This window comes from Psychrobacter sp. K31L (genome assembly GCF_017942195.1).
GTDB lineage: Bacteria > Pseudomonadota > Gammaproteobacteria > Pseudomonadales > Moraxellaceae > Psychrobacter > Psychrobacter glaciei.
Genome location: NZ_JAGKSC010000002.1, coordinates 249,374 through 267,100, shown reverse-complemented (window position 1 = coordinate 267,100; position 17,727 = coordinate 249,374). Strand labels below are relative to the sequence as shown.

Genomic DNA, 17,727 nt, shown 5'->3' with positions numbered 1-17,727 from the left:
ATCAGCAGTATATTTCGTCATTATCAAGAAAATAAATACCAAATAAGAGGTGTTATGAATCAGGTCGCTGACATTCTTAAGCTGGCAAGTACGGCTCAGCAGCAAGGCATTGATGCTGTATTGGCAACGGTCGTACGTACTGAGGGCTCAGCATATCGCCGCGCTGGCGCGATGATGCTAATCTGTGAAGATGGTCGCTCAGTTGGGATGATTAGTGGTGGTTGCTTGGAGCCGCACATTATCAAACGTGCCTTTTGGCTTACTCGTAACGGTGCCAATGTGCAAGTTTATCAGACGGGTGATGATATTAAATATGCTGACGATGGCCAAGCGCAAGCAGGTGCGAGGGAAGCTAAGTCTGATATATACGATGAGCCAGATAGCAATTTAAATAGCGGTTTAGACGACGGTTTAGACGACGATTTAGATGACGCAGACTTTGATGAGCTAAATTTTGGATTGGGCTGTAATGGGCGAGTGCATGTATTGTTTGAGCGACTAACGACAGCAACGCCATTGTTAGAGACCATCCGTAATGTTCGACGTACTCAGCAGCCGATTACTGTAGCGACTTTAATTCGTGTTAACGACTATCAGCATCAAGATTCTATAACGCAAAACAGTGATAATTTGCAGACTGGAATGCGTATTAATTTAGATGAGTACCGCAGTTTGGGAAGCATTTCTGCACAAGGGAAAACAACGTTTTCAAGCATACTTGCCAATACTGTAGAAGAGTTAGCACAATATAAGCTATCTGATAAAAATGCCGAATATGTGATAGTGGAAAACGGCAAGGTAACAACAGAATGGCTCGTGCAAAGCCTGCAACCACAATTGCGTCTCCTAATTTGCGGCGCAGGTAATGACGTGATGCCACTGGTGACCATGGCCAAGCTACAAGATTGGCATGTGACAGTTATAGATAGCCGCGCGCAATACGCGACTCGTATGCGTTTTCCTCAAGCAGACGTTGTGATGTCGCTATCTCTAAAGGATAGTGAGGCTTTGCTTGAGCTGAGTGATAACGCAGCGGTCGCTCTGATGTCACACAGCTTGAGTCAAGATCGTGCTCGCCTAGCGATACTGCTCGAGCATCCAGACAATTATAAATACTTAGGACAATTGGGGCCGCGCTATCGTACCGAACGGTTAATTGATGAAATCAGTATGAACGTTAGCAATCCTATTATCTTAGAAGCTGGTATCCATAAATTGTATTATCCGATTGGTTATAAGCTGGGTGGAAATGGCCCTGAGGCACTCGCGCTCGGTATCATGGCAGAGATAAATGCGGTCATGCATAATCAAATCGCTCCAGTAGGTTTTTCGAATAGTAATCTCTTGAATACATCAGTGGTGAGTAGTGATACGGATGCTGATATTATTCAGAGTATCGTATGAGCAAGAGTGCATTTACAGAAAGTACTGAGCGACAGAGCCAAAATCACGCGGTCATCATCCTGGCAAGTGGCCTCAGTCGGCGTCTCGGTCAACCCAAACAGATGCTTTTTAAGAATGGCGAGCCATTGATTACTTATATGACTCGACTAGTAATAACTACCAATCCGCAAGCCATTGTCATTGTCATTCCTGATAATCATCGTTTGATTGCTAGTGCGATTACAGAGTTGGCTGATCAATATCCAGCAGTTAAAATAGTAGTGAATTTACAACCTGACACAGGTATGGCTGATAGTTTACGTTTGGGTATTGAGACAATTGCTAATTTTGAATCTGCGTCAATCGATCGAGTGCTAATCATGGGAGTAGATCAGATATTGTTAGATGAGTTGCATTTAACTGCATTGCTGGCTGGCAAGCAGGCTGTGGTTGCGAGTAGTTACCATAGCTGGCAATCTTTAGAGAAATGCCAAATTTTGGATAAAGTGACATCGAATAAAACGCCTGCCGCAAATGAATCCTCAAGCGATATCATAGGTTTACCTTTAGCAATTAACTATAAATTGCTTAGACAGTGGCAGTCAGAATTGATAGGCGATAAAGGGCTTCGTAACCTAATCAGAGGATTGCCTGCCGATCAAATAGGTAGGGTCGATAATGATCAACTTAGCTATGACATTGATACGCCTGAGCAGCTAGCATATGCAAAACAACAAGGCTGGCTTGATGAGTAATCTCACTCATATAATTATTCCAAACAACGAAATGCGAGAGAATAAAATTATAAATACGATAGAAACAGAACGGTTGTACCTTAGACAATGGCAAGCGGGTGATTTTGCAACATTTGCCGACATGAACGCTGATCCAGAAGTAATGCAATACTTTCCTAAGCTATTAACCCCTAAAGTAAGTGATATTATCGCCAATAAGTGCCAGCAGCTTATTGCAGATAATGGCTGGGGGCTTTGGGCAGTTAGCCTAAAAGTTGATGAAGAAAATAGCGGTGGCTTTATCGGGTTTGTTGGATTAAACGATACGCATGCGGATATGTCCTTTGCCCCTGCGGTTGAGATTGCATGGCGTTTGCACAATGACTATTGGGGACAAGGTTACGCTACTGAAGCAGCTCGTGCGTCCTTGCATTTTGCCTTTACTGAGCTGGGGCTTGATGAAGTGGTTTCATTTACGGCGGTCATTAATAAGCGCTCGCAACTGATCATGCAGCGCATTGGTATGACGGGTACGCAAGACAATTTCTATCATCCTGCGCTCAAGGCTACTCACCCGCTTGCTGAGCATGTGTTGTACAAGATATCTCGTCAGCAGTGGCAAGATAGCGTATCCAGTTGAACTAATTGAATTTCATATACTCAAATTAATATATAATTATCAACTTATGTATATGGGTTGAGAAAGTTATGGAAGATATGCTGTTAGAATTCGAGAATGGTGTAGCAGATATATTAGAACTATTTAACAAATTTCGAGATGGTATCGGTGATAATCCAGTCTCTAAAAGTACTAAAAATTATATTGAAGGCTTTATAAAGGCTCTTGAGAATTATAAGGTTGTTTTAGATAAAGGAAGTATAGAAGAAATTGCCGAGGCTATTTTAGAGGTTTGCTCAAGTGTCGTTTACCTTAATTTGTTTGTTAAGGATTTAGATGAGCAAACTAAATCCTATATGAAAAAGCTATCAGGTAGTGCCGACGCACTTCAAAAGAAGATAGAAGGCTCATCAATCTTAAAAGTAACTTTGACAGAAAAAGCTAGTTCGAATGTTTCAAGCGATATGCAAGACTATAGATCTTTTAAGAAACAATTAAAAGATACGAATGAAAAACTTGAACAATTAAATCGTAAAGTAAAAAAATCACTTGATGAAAGTGAAGTTAAGGCTGATATTTTAACGAAAGAAATAGAGTCATTAGAAGAGACATACAAAAGTAAAATTGGTGCCATATCACTAGCATATGAAGAAGAGTTAAAAGCTATTAATGATAAGAATGCTCAGTTAGATACTCTTTTAGGTAACGCAGCAAGCAGAGTGATTGTTACTGAATATGCTGATAGTGCAGACCAAGAAAAAATAGCTGCTGATTGGTTGAGATTGGGATCACTGTTTTGTATGGCAGTTATTATTCTAATAGCTGGCTATTCTTTCTGGGAATCTATTCATCAAAGCTTTGATCTATCTAATTCGCTTCTACGATTGGCATTAGTGTTTTTACTGTCTGTACCAGCGGCATATTTAGCGCGTGAATCTACAAAGCACCGTCAGCAACAATATACCCATCTTCAAACATCTCTAGACTTAAAAGCTATCAATCCTTACATAGCGTCATTACCTGATGAAGAGCAACATAGGATAAAAGCCGAGATTGCTCAAAGAATATTTGCCCCTAAAGATTTTCAATCGATAAGTAATGAATCTTATCCAATTAATTCTCAAGAAGTTATCATGGCGCTTATTTCAAAGTTTGGTAACGATAAAGATAAGTCGGCCGATTAACCACTCCGCGAAAATGTCAAAATGTGTCCCTTAAAAGGCAAGTCTAGATAAGTAGTATTCTCGGGCTTGACATGCTTGCTGCTAAAGCCAAATTCAGTCATCTTGTTGGTCAGCTTGTTTTTGCGACCGCGCCCAGGATCGACCACGATGACCTCGCAGGTTGGCAGAGCATGACGGTCAATGAACTCAGCCAGTATATCAATATGTTGGTCTTCATAGAGTAAGTCACTGCCGATAATCATATCAAACTTGCCAAGATGGCTATTGTCTTCTGCCCAGTCTAAACGCTCAAAATTGATCTCTTTGTTATTATTCAGCGTGGTATTTCTATCAAGGAAATACTCAACCGTTGGATGATAGTCGGTCGCTGTGATGTCCGCATGTCTATGATTGAGTAGCAGACTAGAGAGAGCCATACCGCAGCCAACTTCCAAAATACGTTTGCCTGCAATATCGTAATCGAGCATGTGATTGGCCAGTACCAAGCTTGACGGCCATATCACCCCAAACATCGGCCAAGAAGCCGAGCAAATACCCAAATTTAACGCCTCATCATCAGGGTCGCTAAATTGTTGGTTGTCACGCAGGGTGCAAATATGGATATCGGTGTTGCCAATTTCAATCGTTTGATAACGCACGCGCACAGTGGTCAGCGAAGTCATAAACTGTCCTAAAAATAAGCAAGAATGCAAAGTTTGGCAGAGGTTGCCACTTTCAGTAAGGTAGGACGTTGGACGAGGTGATTTAAATCTTGGAGGCTTTATATTTTGTAGAAGCTAGGGTTTTATAGAAACTTAAACAGCGGTAAGAAAACATCTTACATGCGTGAGAGGAGTATGACCTAAACGTTGACAAGTTGTTGTTAATTCTGAGGGTATTCTTATTACTGTGTGAAATTGACTAGAATTAGAAAGCAGTAGAAAAATGAATGGCATGAGAGGAGTTGGTGTAAGAGAGGGCAGTGCGCTTAATTTTATATAAGCGCACTGAGTATTACTCTAGTGTGAAAGGTTGATATTAAGCAGTATATCAATTGGTTCAACTGAATTAATTCAGAAATCTCAATCCAGAGGTTTTTAGTGCCCATACCAGCTCTACAAAGGCGCGGCTATTGGTCAAAGGTTCGCCATCGATGATGAGAACGTAGCCAGCACTATCTATCCATAAAAACACAAAGCTGGTCTCAGGAATGAGCAGGTCAACTTGCTGAAAGAATGAGATAGCTTGGCTTTCTACTGCCCACCCACGTTGCTTTTGTCGTAGCATAAATCCTGAAAAATCAGCTGCCGCGACACTGAGCATATCTGCTTCTTCTTGGCTGTAGCCAATACGTGCCAAGCAAAATCCTTCATCAGAGCCAATGGCAGCGCGGCGTTTGCCCGATAAGCTGGCAACGACATAGGGCAAAAACTGATCTAGTGGCAGATTGGGTGCTGGCAATAGGAGAGACAGTTTCTCAATCCAGCCATGTTCTATAAAGCTCTGTAGCCATTCATCAGAATAACGCTGGAGCCAATCAGCAGCGAGCAATGTCTGATCATAAGACAATAAATCCTGTAATGCCAGCTGCTCAGCAGTCGGTTCGTTTTGTGAAAATGCTTCAAAAATACCGGCTGGGGTCAGAGTCAAATACGTTTTAGCAGCATTTAAATAAGAAGACATAGTAACTACCATTATGATGAAGGTTATAGAGTGGCGATAAATTAGTTTTTCATATCGTTGAGTTCAAATAATTTCGATACAAGGAAACCGAGCGCAAGTTATACATTAATATGCTTGGCGAGGATGACGATGTAGCGGATTTATATGGATTTGGCTATAGTTTGATCAAGGTGCTGTTGGCAATTATCCCAACGCGTATCGAACTGCCAATCACTTTTGCCCAAGCGAAACCATACCAAGGAAAACGCCAAACGATCATTGCGCGCGATACAGTGGGCAAAGAACTCATTTTCGATTTGCTCAATCGTACCCCAATCTTTGTCATCACGCGCTTGCATTAGCTCCGTCGTGATGTCTTTAGCGATTTCTTTGGCATCATCGCTACTGATACGTAACCGTTGTTTTTGCTCATTTAGAGAAGGTGATATCAAAACGCTCCAGCGGGTCGCGAGCATACTATTGCGTTGAATATATCTTTTCTTATCGATACAGTCGCGGAACCCTTGTTGAATGTGAGGGTGCAGGCGATCTTTGACACGAATAAACAAGTTGTTTACATCGTAAGGAATGTCATACCAACAGCCATAAAAGAAGTCTGCCACAGCACCTTGCAGTGGCTCTCTTTCAGTCAATAGTAGCGCCGCATTGATACGTTGTTCATGAAAATGACGGTTATTGGGTGCCAAAAATATTTTGCGCGAGTAAAACCGAAATGCTCGGTGCGCGACTTTCTCATTCTCTTTGATAAGGTCTACATCAGACATAATGGTGTTCCTCAGTCCAGCAAGGTCTGCATCAAATCAATCATAAATTCGGCGTCTTCTTCATTCATCGCCTCAAACCCTTGCGGCATACCAAGTTCAGCTAAGGCTTTTTTACCATCATCATCTTTGTGCAGATTGAGAATGGCCTCTATAAAGATTTGCGCACCAGGGAAGCCGTCTTTGATAAGTAGCACGTGGCTGATGTCAGCCAAGTCACTTTCGATGAGTACGGAGAGCTGGGTTTTGGTCAACCGCGAAAAGCTATGAAAAATTTCTGCCAAAAAGAACGCGGCTTGGGCGTCACCCTTAATGACTTTGCGGGCAGCTGCTTGATAGGTTTCAGTGACATCCCATGTCAGATCAGATTCTTCGATATCAACCGCTTCTAGCAATCTTAAGCCAATCAGTTTGACATCTCGGTTGTCTGCCATGGCGATGGTAGCGCCAGCCTGAATGTCTTCTAAGTGGTTAATGTCGCTATTTGCAGCAGCGGCAATGACCATTTCATCAGACTTTCCGATAGGGCGGGCGACGGCACGGTAGCCTTGCTCACGGATTAGGGTTGCGGCATCAAAAGGGTTGGCGTAAATGACCTGAATGTCACCCGCATTAATGACTTGCTCTTGCTCAGCATGTGATGCGGGGATGTTCAAGTGCATATTTAAGTTGGCACGTTTTTGGATCAACGTATTGAACATGTGCCAGCCTGCAAAACGCTCAGGCGAAAAATCTGGGGCGATTAACATATTGTGTGTCGTCATGATTTAGCCTTCCTCATTTTGTTTCATTTGGGCATATTGCGCCATTGCCGCTTCGATTTTGCTGCGTGATGGCTTGCGTCGTACGGATGTATAGCCTACAGTTTCGCCGTGACGAACGTTAGGTACGACGGTTGCATAGACCCAATAATGACTACCATCTTTGCATAAGTTTTTGACGTAGCCATGCCATTTTCGCCCTGCTTCGGCAGTGTCCCACAGGTCTTTATAAGCCGCTTTTGGCATGTCAGGATGGCGCAAAATATAATGCTGCTGGCCAATCAATTCATCGACATGGTAACCGCTAATCTGAACAAAAGCATCGTTGACATGTGTGAGTATGCCATCCAAATCGGTACGCGAGACAATCAATTTGCCATCTGGATAAGGGCGTTCGATGCCCGTGTCATAGACAGTCCGCGACGTGCCATCGTGGTAAGTCAAGGTAATCTGTTCGGCAGGCATATCAGGCTTGTGTGCATCAGGGATTGGAGAACCCATGGTCATCTCCTTCATTGATCGTTATGTAGTTAATCTTCTATAAATTGGATACGGTGTCAGCCTTGCTTAGCCTACTACTTGTAGTACTTTCACCCGGCTTCCTTGTATCCAAATTATATTGAACCGACTATGTTTATAGTAATTAAAAAGCGAATAAATTCGATAAGCAGTCGCCAATCAAATGAGCTTTGCAAGGGCTTCTGAGGCACGTTTGATATCTAAGAATATCAAACCAAGCTTGGCATTGGGTTTTGCCATAATAGTGAGTACCGCCTCATCTCCCGATGACGTCATAATAACGTAGCCTTTTTCACCTTGAATCATAATACGATCGATACTGCCACGTGCCAATTCACGACCTGCACGGTCACCCAACGATAATAATGCTGCTGACATAGCACCCACACGGTCTTCATCGATACCAGTTGGTAGAGCTGAAGCAATCATCAGACCATCGTTAGAGATTAGGGCAGATGCTTCAACATCTGCTGATGAGCTGTTTAGGTCTTCTAGTATCTGTTGAAATGAATCGGTACGCATATCGCTTTCTCTGTACTGGTGATTGGTTTGTATTTATGAACTAGCTAAATTAGCCAGAAATATCCTTGTTATAAGAAAGGTATTATAATTCCTTACTAATAATATTGATATATATTTGCTCAATAAAAAACGATATTTTTGGTATTTTTTACCGTTTATCATCAAATGTTTTCCTTTTGTCTTTATTTTTTAGAGAGAAATGACATTTTTCTATTATGTCTAGTCGATGAGCGGTTAAACGTAACAGCTCAAATTTAGCCAACAAAAATTGCTTATAGAGTTTTATGATGGAGATATTTACTAGACTTATCAGTCTTAAAGATGATATATAGTTGTAAGATGAAAAATGTTGTCACTTCTAAATTTGTCATATAAGCACAAATTCAGTCAGCTTTTTTAATCCCATTTGTCTCTATACAGACCCTTGTATAGGGGCGATTTCAGTTTTACGTCAGCGTCCGTAATCCTCTTATCCGTTTTGATATGACGTGACGTTGACGTAAGTAAATATGATCCCCAGTTTTATCCTAAGGAAGAGACGTATGAGTATCAGTCAGGCCATCGAAAAAATCGAAGCACGTTATGCGCATCAGCCAGAGTTTATTCAAGCAGTAAAAGAGGTGGCGATTACGATTCAACCTTTATACGATGCTCATCCTGAATATAGTGCATTGAAAGTATTTGAGCGTTTGGTGGAGCCTGATCGGGTATTTGGTTTTCGTGTTAATTGGGAAGATGATAAAGGCGACGTGCAAGTCAATCGTGGCTGGCGCGTGCAGTTCTGTAATGCTTTAGGCCCTTATAAAGGCGGTCTTAGATTCCATCCTACCGTCAATCAGTCGGTACTAAAGTTCTTAGGCTTTGAGCAAATTTTCAAAAATGCCCTAACTGGTTTGCCTATTGGTGGCGGTAAAGGCGGGTCAGATTTCGATCCTAAAGGTAAAACGGACAGTGAGATTCGCCGTTTTTGCTACGCTTTCATGCGTGAGCTACATCATTATGTGAGTAAAGACATGGATGTGCCTGCCGGTGACATCGGCGTCGGTGGTCGAGAAGTCAGCTACATGTTTGCGATGTATAAGAATTTAACACGTGAATCAACAGGGGTTATCACTGGAAAAGGCGTGGGCTTCGGTGGTAGCTTGATGCGTACGGAAGCGACTGGCTATGGTGCGGTTTATTTCTTAGAAAATATGCTTCTCGCCCAAAATGACACGCTCAAAGGTAAAAAGGTGCTGATATCAGGGGCAGGTAATGTCTCATTGCACGCTGCCGAAAAAGTGAATGCACTTGGTGGTATGGCAATAACGGTCTCTGACTCGCAAGGGACGTTGTATGATGAAAAAGGCCTTAATCAAGAAAAAATAGATTGGCTCAAAAAACAAAAACAACAGAACAAACCATTAGCAGATTATGTTGATGTTCATGGTGGAGAGTGGCTTGATAAACAAAAACCATGGCAGTTTAAGGCTGATATTGCGATTCCATGCGCCACTCAAAACGAAGTCAATGAAGCTGACGCCAAACTGTTCGTCGAAAATGGCGTGAAGTACGTGGTTGAAGGTGCGAATATGCCGCTCACTGCTGAAGCGATTGATCATATCCGTTTGCACCGAGTCCATTATGCACCTGGCAAAGCAGCCAATGCTGGCGGGGTTGCAGTATCTGCGCTTGAAATGTCGCAAAACTCTGTCCGTCAATATCAAACCTTTGAGCAAGTCGATGAGCGTCTAAAAGGTATTATGAAAGATATCCACGACAGTGCTGCGAACGCTTCAGAACAATATGGTCAAACTGACAATGGTTATGTCGACTATATGGCTGGTGCCAATATGGTTGGTTTCAAACGTGTGGCTGATGCGTTGGTTGCTTTTGGTATTTTGAACTAGTCTTACTTATAAGGGTTAAACAAGCCTTAGTAGCTGGTTAATACGGACAAATAGAGAAGCCCCAGTCATTGAATGACTGGGGCTTTTTTAATGGCGATAAACAAAGGTAGGTTGATTATATTGTGTCGCGCCATTTCCCTTGAATCATAATGCCTTGGATAGGATTTAACCCCATCTGATAAGCTAGGTCAGCAGGACGGGCGATATCCCATAGCGCCAAATCAGCATCATAGCCTACTTCTACTTTTCCTTTGTTAGATAATCCTAAAGCCTGTGCTGCATAAACGGTTGAGCCTGCTAATACTTCTTCAGGTGTCAGATAAAATAACGTACAGCCCATATTCATCGTTAATAAAAGCGACGTTAACGGTGAGGTGCCAGGATTACAGTCAGTTGAAATTGCTATAGGAACTTGGTGCTTACGTAATGCCTCAATGGGTGGCAGCTTGATATCACGTAACGTATAAAACGCCCCTGGCAATATCACGGCAACGGTGTTGCTAGCCGCCATTTTTTTGATATCTTCTTCTGACAAGTGCTCTAGATGGTCGCTCGATAGCCCTTTATATTCAGCGACCAAAGCACTTCCGCCGATATCAGACAGCTGCTCAGAGTGCAGTTTCACTGGTAGATCCAATGAGCGCGCTACTTCAAACACTCGTCTGATTTGCTCAGTACTAAAAGCGATATTTTCACAGAAACCATCGACTGCATCGACTAAACCTTCTGCATGCAGAATCGGCAGCCACTCGCAGACTTGCTCGATATAGTCATCCGCACGGTCCTGCATGTGAGACTTGTATTCAGGTGGTAGGGCATGCGCCGCTAGGTAAGTGGTGCTCACATGAATATCGTATTTTTCTCCTAGCTGACGAGCGACCGTGAGCATTTTGCGCTCAGTGTCCAAGTCCAAACCATAACCGGACTTGATTTCGATACTGGTAACGCCTTCTTTCATAAGCGCGAGTAGACGTTTTTCACTTTGTGCAAATAGCGATTCAATACTGGCGGCGCGGGTGGCAGTGACAGTCGCGACAATACCACCGCCTTGTGCTGCAATGTCTTGATAACTAGCACCTTGCAAGCGCGCTTCAAATTCATTGCTGCGGTTGCCGGCATAAACGATATGCGTGTGACAATCGATAAGCCCTGGGGTTAGCCATTTGCTATCGACGTCTGTGATTTGATGTTTTTGATAATGCGGCAAATGAGCAGTAATTTGCTCCTGTGCACCAATCCAAGCAATTTTGCCGTTTTTAATACCGATAGCCGCGTTAAGTAACTGGCCATATGGGATGCTATCAGCCTGCTCATTTGTATCACCACCTGTATTAATACCAAAACCATGCTGCGCTGAAAACGTCGCAAGATTGGCATTGATAATGACATGGTCAAATGATGTCATAGTAGATGCATTTAGCGTTTGTTCTATAGGATTTTTCGATACGGAGTTCTTTAATTCATTCATAATATGCTCCTAATTATTGTGAAGTCAGTGATCTTTGTTGGTAAGATCTAAGCGCTAAGTAAGTGCTGCTCTACAATAGTTGCTAGTAAGCGAGCAGCAACTTTGCAGCTACGACTGTCAATATCAAAGGTAGGATTGATCTCAGCAATGTCTGCCATTTTTACTTTGCCTGATGCCATGATAGTTTTGACCATACGCTCAACAAAACCTAGTTCAATGCCGTAAGCGGCAGGTGCGCTCACTCCCGGGACAATACTAGATGGTAGGCAATCCATATCGATGGTTAGATATATTATATCGACCTGATCTACAAAGTTTTTGACCCGCTCAGCAAGTGTGTCCCAAGGCTGATAATGACAGTCTTCATCACTGATAACCTGTACGCCCAATTGCTCAGCACGATCGAAAAGCGCCGCCGTATTAGAGAACCGACTGACGCCAATACAGCAATAGTAAAAAGGCTGATCGTGTGCGTCAAGATGCTCGGCAATTTGGCGAAACGGTGTACCAGAGGTCGCTACATCAGACTGACGAATATCAAGATGAGCATCGAAATTAATAATTCCGATAGTAGGCGCTGTGTTTGTGCTGATAGTTGCTTCGCTTATATTTTCTAAAGCCTGCCATAATCCCAAAAAGCTACCGTAAGCAATGGCATGACCACCGCCCAATCCGATGGGTAGGCCACCTTGCTTTACGATTGTACTCACTGCATCGGCATATTTAATCTGCGCTTGCTCAAGAGAACTGTCGGCAAAATCATCATCGTCGTGACAATGAATGTCGCCAGCATCACCCAATAAGGTTGATAATTGACCATCAAAACGTTGTTGCAATTCAGCGATGACTGGCAGCGTAGCAAAAGCTCGACGAATCAATGGTGGGGCAGCTCTAGCACCCACGCGGCCTTGATTACGTCTGACGCCTTGATCACAGGCAAAGCCAATTAGCCCAATATTTTGATCCTCATAAGGCTGAGCAAGCTGATACCAATAGCGGGCACGTGCAGTCTCAAATGGCTCTGCACGTCCTGTCCACTGGGTCATATCAGCAGGGTCGTGGCTAATGTGAGTGGTAGTCGTTGCTGTTCTCGCTATTGTCATCTCCGTTCTCCGCAAATTAATATTTATTTAGACTCATACCAGTTGCTGCGTAGTGACTGCCAGTGTTCAGCAAGCGTACCGTCTAATACTAACTGCTTGGCCGCTTCGATATCAGGGGCTAGGTAGCGATCTTTGTCATAGAAAGTCACTTGCTCACGTAGTTTCTGATGTGCCACAGTCAACGGCTCTGAAGTGTCTAGTCCGCGATGGAAATCGATACCTTGACCAGCAGCTAATAGTTCAATACCGATGATAGTCGCAGTGTTTTGTGCCATCTCGTATAGGCGACGTGCGCAATAAGTTGCCATAGACACATGGTCTTCTTGATTGGCAGAAGTCGGGATACTATCGACGCTACCAGGATGGGCTATAGATTTGTTCTCTGAAGCCAGCGCTGCTGCGGTCACATGCGCAATCATAAAGCCTGAATTCACCCCAGCGTTATCCACTAAGAATGGTGGTAAGCCACCTGACAAAGTTGCATCAATCAGCAAAGCGACACGGCGCTCAGACATAGACCCAATCTCGGCGATTGCCAAGGCTAAAATATCAGCGGCGAAAGCGACTGGCTCAGCATGGAAGTTACCACCTGATATGGCCACTGGGCCATCTTCGTTATTGAAAATTAGCGGGTTATCGGTTACGGCATTGGATTCGATTAATAATGTTTTACCTGCTTGGTTGATGATATCAAGACAGGCACCCATGACTTGCGGCTGACAGCGTAAGCAGTAAGGATCTTGCACTCTATCGTCTTGTTCGCCATCATGTGAGGCACGAATGGCGCTGCCTTTGATGAGTTGACGGTGTGCTTTAGCGATTTCAATTTGACCATGATGGCCACGTACTTCGTGAATACGCGCATCAAATGGTGAATCTGAGCCTTTGGCCGCATCAATCGACAGTGAGCCGACAATGGTGGCGGTCTCAAGTAAATCACGTGCTAAGAAATAACCACGTAATGCCAGCGCGGTTGAGACTTGCGTACCGTTGATAAGCGCAAGGCCTTCTTTGGCTGCAAGGGTAATTGGCTCAAGTCCATGCTGGGCTAGGGCGTCAGCAGCTGGTATTTTTTTGCCCGCAACAAAGACATCACCTTCACCCATCATCGCCAGCGTCATATGTGATAAAGGCGCTAAGTCACCAGAAGCACCGACCGACCCTTTGGCTGGAATATTTGGTGTGATTTGATTGTTGATTAAGGCCAGTAAACTATCTACTACCTCGCGACGTACGCCAGAGACACCTTGCGCCAAACTGGCGACTTTCATCACCATAATCAGTCGTACTACGCCGGCAGGAAGTGCTTCACCAGTGCCCACAGAGTGAGAAACGATTAGGTTGCGTTGAAGTAGCTCAAGCTGATCATCACTGATACGGGTTTTTGCTAACAGGCCAAAACCAGTATTGATACCATAAGCGCTTTTGTCGCGAGCAATGATGGTTCGTACATCTTCGTGTGAGGCATCGATTGCCTTATAAGCGCTCTCAGGCAATGTCAATATGATAGGTTGTTCGTAGATATCACGTAGCATTTTAAAGCTAAGCTGGCGAGGGTGTAGGGTTAATTGTTTGATGTCGTTCATAGGGGTAATCCTAGTTGCATAGTCATAGGGGTGATATTATTTTTGTTTCGTGTCTTTATTAAAATGCCGTTGCTGAAGAGTTTTTAGTTAACGCACACTATTGGATTTGAATTTTTTAGCCAATCCAGTTGAAGTACATGGCCAGTTGTCCGAATGCTGCAGCCAACAAAATACTGAGTACCACGCGCTCGAACCAAATGATGACCATTTTGCCAACAGAGATAGGAATTTCAGTGGCAAGCACGCATGGAATCATGGCTGAGAAGAACAGCACACTGCTAATGGAAATGACCCCTGCGACATAGCGTGTCAGAATATCTGCCTCACTTAGCAGTAATGCTGGCAAGAACATCTCAGCCAATCCTGCAGACATGCCTTTGGCAGCCACGAGAGGCTCTGGCAAACCGCCCAACCAGGTAAAGGGGTAAAGCAGTAAACCTAAAGCATCAAATACTGGCGTGTACTTGGCCAATAATAAACCAGTGAGTCCAACGGCGATAATAGAGGGCACAATAGCAGCTGCCATTGTCAAGCCATCACGAAAGTTAGACCATAATATTTGTTTGAGGTCAGTGGCACGGCGTGAAGTGGACAAGCCCAAGTCAAACGCAGCTGCTAGCCGTGTACCACCTTTATGGTCTAAAGCGGGACGTTCAACGCTATCATCAAAGAGACTGATAGGTGGAATACGAGCAGTAATCGCAGTAACAATAAAGGTAATTACTAGCGTAGACCAGAAGAACACATTCCAAAACTCCATCAGACCAAGTGTCTTGGCAACAATGACCATAAACGCCGCTGATACAGTCGAAAACCCAGTCGCAATGATAATGGCTTCACGCGCTGAATATTGCTTTTGCAAGTACACACGATTGGTGATGAGCAAACCAATAGAGTAGCTACCGACAAAGGAAGCAACGGCATCAATCGCTGATGAGCCTGGGGTTTTCCAAATAGGTTTCATAATCGGCTGCATTAGGACACCAACCATTTCTAGTAAGCCAAAACCAACCAAGAATGCCAATATCAGCGCCCCAAGCGGTACAATCATACCGACTGGTAAGGCCAGTTTTTCAAACAAAAACGGCAGCATGTCCTTTTCCATCATAAAGGCTGGCGCTACGTCAGCCACGTACATCACTGCCAATATCAGACCCATGATTTTAAAAGCAGTCATAATCATATGGGTGATATTTTTGCGCCATGAGCCATCGATAAATGGCTTACTCACTCCATAGAGCATGAGTGAAAATAATAGCGTCACGGACAAGGTATGCTGCTGAGTGACTAGATAGGTTGCGCCATGATCGAACAAAATCGTGCTTTTCTCGCCAATGGTAAATGGTACAAAAAACATCACCAAACCGATCGCACTGAATACGATCAGCTGTATTAATGCAATAGGGGTTGATAGTAGTTTTTTCGATGATGTCGTTGTACTTTCATCGTTCAGACTAGATGTCGTATTTTGCTCAATCATATTATCCTCCTTGATAAAACGCTGATTATGTCCTTATACCCAGCTACAGCGTATAAGAACAAGGGACAAACTATTTGATCATTGGCAAATTCAAACCATACTCTTTCGCTGTTTTAATCGCCAGCTCATAACCTGCATCAGCATGACGCATAACGCCAGATCCGCAATCGTTGACAAGTACTCGTGACAAGCGTTTGGCAGCCGCATCCGTACCATCTGCGACGATGACCATGCCAGAATGCTGTGAGTAGCCCATGCCAACACCGCCGCCATGATGCAGCGATACCCAAGTTGCGCCACCTGCGACATTGAGCATACCGTTTAATAGTGCCCAATCCGATACCGCATCTGAGCCATCTTTCATGCTTTCTGTTTCACGGTTTGGACTGGCAACAGAGCCTGTATCCAAGTGGTCACGACCAATGACGATTGGGCCTTTTAGCTCACCGTTTTTGACCATCTCATTGAACGCCAAACCTGCTTTGTCACGCTCACCAAGACCTAGCCAGCAGATACGGGCAGGCAAGCCTTGGAATTGAATGCGCTCTTTTGCCATATCTAACCAGCGATGAATATGTTGGTTTTCAGGGAACAGCTCTTTGATTTTTTGATCGGTCTTATAGATATCTTCTGGATCGCCTGATAGTGCTACCCAGCGGAAGGGGCCTTTGCCTTGGCAAAACAGCGGACGAATATACGCAGGGACAAAACCCGGGAAGTTAAAGGCATCTTTGACCCCTTCATCAAAAGCCACCTGACGGATATTATTACCATAATCGGTCGTTGGAATGTCCATTGCCTGCAAGTCTAGCATCGCCTGTACGTGTACGGCACAAGACTGAGCGGCAGCTTTGGTTAAGGTAGCATGTTGCTCTGGGTCTTCTTGTGCTGCTTTCCATTCTTCAACCGTCCAGCCACTTGGTAGATAGCCGTTAATCAAATCATGCGCCGAGGTTTGATCGGTCACCAAGTCAGGCTTCATGCCACCAGCGTTAGCGCGCTTGACCATTTCAGGCAGGATATCTGCGGCATTACCAAGTAGGGCGATGGAGACGGCTTCACCCGCATCGGTATGTTGTTTAATCAATTTATAAGCGTGGTCAAGGTTATCTGCTTGTTTATCAACATAACCAGTGCGCAAACGGAAATCAATACTAGACTGCTGACATTCGATATTTAGTGAGGTCGCACCTGCAAAGGTCGCGGCTAATGGCTGCGCGCCGCCCATACCGCCAAGACCAGCGGTCAGAATCCAACGTCCTGCCCAGCTACCGTCATAATGCTGACGACCCGCTTCCACGAAAGTCTCATACGTGCCTTGGACGATGCCTTGCGTGCCGATATAAATCCAGCTACCCGCGGTCATTTGGCCATACATCATTAAGTCTTTGCGATCCAACTCGTTAAAGTGCTCCCACGTTGCCCAGCGCGGTACAAGGTTCGAATTGGCAATCAACACGCGCGGTGCATTTTCATGCGTTTGAAACACTCCTACTGGTTTGCCAGATTGCACCAATAATGTCTCGTCATCTTCTAATTCTTTTAATGACTCTAAGATTTGATCATAGCTTTCCCAGTTGCGGGCTGCGCGTCCGATACCACCGTAGACGACGAGGCTTTTTGGATTTTCCGCCACATCAGGATGCAAGTTGTTTTGCAGCATGCGATAAGGAGCTTCAGTCAGCCAGCTTTTGCAATGTAGGGTACTGCCAGTAGGCGCAGCGATTTCGCGGCTTTCGTCACGGCGGGTCAGCTTAGTCTCTTTGTTGGTTCCATGGTCAGTCGTCATGATCATATCCTTGTGATAGCGAATAGGGCGATACAGTAATCAAAGTAAGTGTTTTACAGTCAGGCTATAAACGCAGCAAAATATCGAGTAGATAAAGCAGATTGTTTATGCTGCTGTAAAGTTGTATATACAAATTATCAAAGATACTTTTTTCATGCAAGAAGTTTTTATAAATAACTCAATTATTTTTGTGCACATTTTGATAGATAGGTAGGTGTCATGTGGTTTTGCTGACGTTCATGAGAGTATCTCGTGATATTATGACGC

General features: G+C 44.0%; 16 protein-coding genes. 5 read left to right on the top strand and 11 right to left on the bottom strand.

Features of this window, described 5'->3' with window-relative positions; all coding sequences use genetic code 11:
- Positions 1-54 precede the first annotated feature (54 nt).
- The 4 genes from J5X94_RS04260 (at position 55) to J5X94_RS04245 (ending at position 3,920) form a co-directional block, all read left to right on the top strand.
- On the top strand, positions 55-1,404 hold the full coding sequence (locus J5X94_RS04260; protein WP_210540324.1) for an XdhC family protein: 1,350 nt from the start codon (positions 55-57) through the stop codon (positions 1,402-1,404).
- Positions 1,401-2,138: a nucleotidyltransferase family protein gene (locus J5X94_RS04255; protein WP_210540323.1), complete on the top strand. Its 738-nt coding sequence runs from the start codon at positions 1,401-1,403 to the stop codon at positions 2,136-2,138. Before J5X94_RS04260 ends, J5X94_RS04255 begins: the two co-directional genes overlap by 4 nt.
- 31 nt (positions 2,139-2,169) lie before the next feature.
- Positions 2,170-2,757 (top strand): GNAT family N-acetyltransferase, encoded by a 588-nt coding sequence (locus J5X94_RS04250; RefSeq protein ID WP_210540534.1) that lies wholly within the window; start codon positions 2,170-2,172, stop codon positions 2,755-2,757.
- Between the two features lie 68 nt (positions 2,758-2,825).
- Positions 2,826-3,920, top strand: coding sequence for a hypothetical protein (locus J5X94_RS04245; protein ID WP_210540320.1), 1,095 nt, complete (start codon positions 2,826-2,828; stop codon positions 3,918-3,920).
- Here J5X94_RS04245 and J5X94_RS04240 read toward each other — a convergent pair.
- The 6 genes from J5X94_RS04240 to J5X94_RS04215 form a co-directional block, all read right to left on the bottom strand.
- On the bottom strand, positions 3,917-4,582 hold the full coding sequence (locus J5X94_RS04240; RefSeq protein ID WP_210540318.1) for a class I SAM-dependent methyltransferase: 666 nt from the start codon (positions 4,580-4,582) through the stop codon (positions 3,917-3,919). The two genes, J5X94_RS04245 and J5X94_RS04240, sit on opposite strands and share 4 nt — an antisense overlap.
- A 385-nt stretch (positions 4,583-4,967) precedes the next feature.
- Positions 4,968-5,582, bottom strand: a complete 615-nt coding sequence (locus tag J5X94_RS04235; RefSeq protein ID WP_194619215.1) for a hypothetical protein — start codon at positions 5,580-5,582, stop codon at positions 4,968-4,970.
- Positions 5,583-5,722: 140 nt separating this feature from the next.
- On the bottom strand, positions 5,723-6,346 hold the full coding sequence (locus tag J5X94_RS04230) for a hypothetical protein (protein ID WP_210540316.1): 624 nt from the start codon (positions 6,344-6,346) through the stop codon (positions 5,723-5,725).
- Positions 6,347-6,357: 11 nt separating this feature from the next.
- The gene (locus J5X94_RS04225; RefSeq protein ID WP_210540314.1) at positions 6,358-7,107 is read right to left on the bottom strand and encodes a PhnD/SsuA/transferrin family substrate-binding protein; all 750 of its coding nucleotides are present in this window, start codon (positions 7,105-7,107) and stop codon (positions 6,358-6,360) included.
- Between the two features lie 3 nt (positions 7,108-7,110).
- Positions 7,111-7,605 carry a PAS domain-containing protein gene (locus J5X94_RS04220; RefSeq protein ID WP_210540312.1) on the bottom strand — a complete coding sequence of 165 codons (495 nt, stop codon included), beginning with the start codon at positions 7,603-7,605 and terminating at the stop codon, positions 7,111-7,113.
- A 177-nt stretch (positions 7,606-7,782) separates the two neighbouring features.
- Positions 7,783-8,145 carry a roadblock/LC7 domain-containing protein gene (locus J5X94_RS04215; protein WP_189579969.1) on the bottom strand — a complete coding sequence of 121 codons (363 nt, stop codon included), beginning with the start codon at positions 8,143-8,145 and terminating at the stop codon, positions 7,783-7,785.
- Positions 8,146-8,687: 542 nt separating this feature from the next.
- Here J5X94_RS04215 and gdhA point away from each other — a divergent pair.
- Complete coding sequence (gene gdhA / locus J5X94_RS04210; RefSeq protein WP_210540310.1) at positions 8,688-10,034, top strand: NADP-specific glutamate dehydrogenase; 1,347 nt, start codon at positions 8,688-8,690, stop codon at positions 10,032-10,034.
- A gap of 115 nt (positions 10,035-10,149) precedes the next feature.
- Here gdhA and hutI read toward each other — a convergent pair whose 3' ends face one another.
- From hutI to hutU, 5 genes are all read right to left on the bottom strand, one after another.
- A complete protein-coding gene (hutI, locus tag J5X94_RS04205; protein ID WP_210540308.1) occupies positions 10,150-11,502 on the bottom strand; it encodes an imidazolonepropionase in 1,353 nt (450 codons plus the stop codon).
- A 47-nt stretch (positions 11,503-11,549) separates the two neighbouring features.
- Positions 11,550-12,605 carry a formimidoylglutamase gene (gene hutG / locus J5X94_RS04200; protein WP_210540306.1) on the bottom strand — a complete coding sequence of 352 codons (1,056 nt, stop codon included), beginning with the start codon at positions 12,603-12,605 and terminating at the stop codon, positions 11,550-11,552.
- Between the two features lie 23 nt (positions 12,606-12,628).
- Positions 12,629-14,191 carry a histidine ammonia-lyase gene (gene hutH, locus J5X94_RS04195; protein WP_210540304.1) on the bottom strand — a complete coding sequence of 521 codons (1,563 nt, stop codon included), beginning with the start codon at positions 14,189-14,191 and terminating at the stop codon, positions 12,629-12,631.
- A 115-nt stretch (positions 14,192-14,306) separates the two neighbouring features.
- Positions 14,307-15,671 (bottom strand): YjiH family protein, encoded by a 1,365-nt coding sequence (locus tag J5X94_RS04190; RefSeq protein ID WP_210540302.1) that lies wholly within the window; start codon positions 15,669-15,671, stop codon positions 14,307-14,309.
- Positions 15,672-15,741: 70 nt separating this feature from the next.
- Positions 15,742-17,460, bottom strand: coding sequence for a urocanate hydratase (gene hutU, locus J5X94_RS04185; protein ID WP_210540300.1), 1,719 nt, complete (start codon positions 17,458-17,460; stop codon positions 15,742-15,744).
- Positions 17,461-17,727 lie beyond the last annotated feature (267 nt).

What these genes read in the sequence shown, in the direction of transcription:
- gdhA (WP_210540310.1), top strand. Translation starts at nt 8,688, where the DNA reads ATGAGTATCAGTCAGGCCATCGAAAAAATCGAAGCACGTTATGCGCAT.
- J5X94_RS04230 (WP_210540316.1), bottom strand. Translation starts at nt 6,346, where the DNA reads ATGTCTGATGTAGACCTTATCAAAGAGAATGAGAAAGTCGCGCACCGA.
- J5X94_RS04255 (WP_210540323.1), top strand. Translation starts at nt 1,401, where the DNA reads ATGAGCAAGAGTGCATTTACAGAAAGTACTGAGCGACAGAGCCAAAAT.
- hutI (WP_210540308.1), bottom strand. Translation starts at nt 11,502, where the DNA reads ATGAATGAATTAAAGAACTCCGTATCGAAAAATCCTATAGAACAAACG.
- J5X94_RS04190 (WP_210540302.1), bottom strand. Translation starts at nt 15,671, where the DNA reads ATGATTGAGCAAAATACGACATCTAGTCTGAACGATGAAAGTACAACG.
- J5X94_RS04260 (WP_210540324.1), top strand. Translation starts at nt 55, where the DNA reads ATGAATCAGGTCGCTGACATTCTTAAGCTGGCAAGTACGGCTCAGCAG.
- hutG (WP_210540306.1), bottom strand. Translation starts at nt 12,605, where the DNA reads ATGACAATAGCGAGAACAGCAACGACTACCACTCACATTAGCCACGAC.
- J5X94_RS04245 (WP_210540320.1), top strand. Translation starts at nt 2,826, where the DNA reads ATGGAAGATATGCTGTTAGAATTCGAGAATGGTGTAGCAGATATATTA.
- J5X94_RS04225 (WP_210540314.1), bottom strand. Translation starts at nt 7,107, where the DNA reads ATGACGACACACAATATGTTAATCGCCCCAGATTTTTCGCCTGAGCGT.
- J5X94_RS04250 (WP_210540534.1), top strand. Translation starts at nt 2,170, where the DNA reads ATGCGAGAGAATAAAATTATAAATACGATAGAAACAGAACGGTTGTAC.
- hutU (WP_210540300.1), bottom strand. Translation starts at nt 17,460, where the DNA reads ATGACGACTGACCATGGAACCAACAAAGAGACTAAGCTGACCCGCCGT.
- J5X94_RS04215 (WP_189579969.1), bottom strand. Translation starts at nt 8,145, where the DNA reads ATGCGTACCGATTCATTTCAACAGATACTAGAAGACCTAAACAGCTCA.
- J5X94_RS04220 (WP_210540312.1), bottom strand. Translation starts at nt 7,605, where the DNA reads ATGGGTTCTCCAATCCCTGATGCACACAAGCCTGATATGCCTGCCGAA.
- hutH (WP_210540304.1), bottom strand. Translation starts at nt 14,191, where the DNA reads ATGAACGACATCAAACAATTAACCCTACACCCTCGCCAGCTTAGCTTT.
- J5X94_RS04240 (WP_210540318.1), bottom strand. Translation starts at nt 4,582, where the DNA reads ATGACTTCGCTGACCACTGTGCGCGTGCGTTATCAAACGATTGAAATT.
- J5X94_RS04235 (WP_194619215.1), bottom strand. Translation starts at nt 5,582, where the DNA reads ATGTCTTCTTATTTAAATGCTGCTAAAACGTATTTGACTCTGACCCCA.